Source organism: Bradyrhizobium diversitatis (genome assembly GCF_016031635.1).
Lineage (GTDB): Bacteria > Pseudomonadota > Alphaproteobacteria > Rhizobiales > Xanthobacteraceae > Bradyrhizobium > Bradyrhizobium diversitatis.
In genome coordinates, this window is sequence record NZ_JACEGD010000095.1 from 1 (window position 1) to 1,439 (window position 1,439).

A 1,439-nucleotide genomic window follows, 5' to 3' on the forward strand; every position below is an offset into this window, starting at 1 on the left:
CTGATCCAGGCGAGGATGCGGCGGAAGTTGTGGCCGACGGCTGAGAGGATGACGTTGGCCGCATCGCCGGCGCGGCCTTTGAGGTAGCAGCGGCCGAGGTGGCCATCGGTCTTCAGGTGTCCGATGATGGGTTCGATGGCGGAACGGCGGCGCAGCTCGCGCTTGATGACACCGAAGACGCCGCGCTTCTGGCCAGAGATGAAGATTCGGCGGGGATTTTGTGCGTCGTGGCCGCGGTATCCCTTGTCGACATAGGCCCGCTCGATCGCACAGCCGGTGAGCGTCTCGGTGCGGTCGATGACGTCCCGCAAGGTGTGACCGTCGTACGGGTTATCGGGCAGCGCCGTGGCGTGCAGCACGAACAGGCCACCGGGAGCACGGCGGTTGTTGGTGACGATGGAGGCTTTGACACCGAACTCGTAAGGCGCGGCTGCTTTGCCCTTGCCGATGCACTCCACCTCCGGGGCGTGGAAGGAATAGAGCTTCCAGCCGCGCTGCCGCTGCTGCTGCGAGCGGATCTGCGAGGCCCGGCCAAGCGGGAGGGCGAAGGCGTTCTCGAGCACGGTCTGACCTTCGATCTTGCGGTGGATATCGCGGATGATCCGGCCCAGCCGGCTGCGCAGAATGCGCAACTGCCGCTGATGCCGCTTGAATTGCTTGGCATGGGCGTAGCGCCCCGCCATCATTGCGGCGGTTTTGGCAATGCGAAGATAGGACTGCCGCAGCCTGACCCCGTGCTTCCTCGCCAGTCGGTTGAGCCCCTCGATCGCCGCGTGCAGCAGCTTGGCATCGGTCGGGAAGGTGATGGCCTTCGGCTGCACGGTGGTATCGACCGTGACCCGCTTGAGGTCCTGGCCGCGTAACGCACCGGCCTCATGCGCCACCCGCAAGCTCTCGGCCAGCAACAGCTCCAGCTTGTCGCCGAGCCGCTTGCGCCAATGGCTCAGGTCCGAGCGCTCGTGCGGGAACGCGTGCTGAAAGAACTCTTCGCCGGTGAAGTACTGGAAATACGGGTCGTGGACCCAACGCTCGCACACCCCCTCATCGGACAGGCCGTAAATGTGCTTGAGCAGGAGTAGCCCGATCACGAAGCGGGTCGCGATGCCCGGCCGACCGTTCGCGCTATAGAGCGGCGCGATCTCGCCGTCGATCCAGTCCCAATCGACCTTGCCGGCAAGCTGAACCAGCTCGTGCTTCATATTGATGATCTGGTCCAGCCTGGCCCGGAACAGATCGCCCGATTCCGTCGTCCTGTGCTTCTTCGGTCGCATCGCCACCTCCGATGCGACGACGGAATCATGACTGGCGATTCGACGGAATCCTGAAAATGAAATTGCAAGGTTCCGATGCCCCAAGCATCAAAACCCTGCAATCGCAAAACAGCCCACAAAGACAAATGCGATTCTAGCTCAATCGCTTAGCCGCTCTTCACGGACGAC

1 protein-coding gene is annotated in these 1,439 nt (G+C 63.1%); it reads right to left on the minus strand.

All coding sequences use genetic code 11. From position 1 onward, the window contains the following. A partial coding sequence (locus H1B27_RS39575) for an IS5 family transposase (protein ID WP_197969769.1) occupies window positions 1-1,271 on the minus strand: 1,271 nt, incomplete at its 3' end. Window positions 1,272-1,439 lie beyond the last annotated feature (168 nt).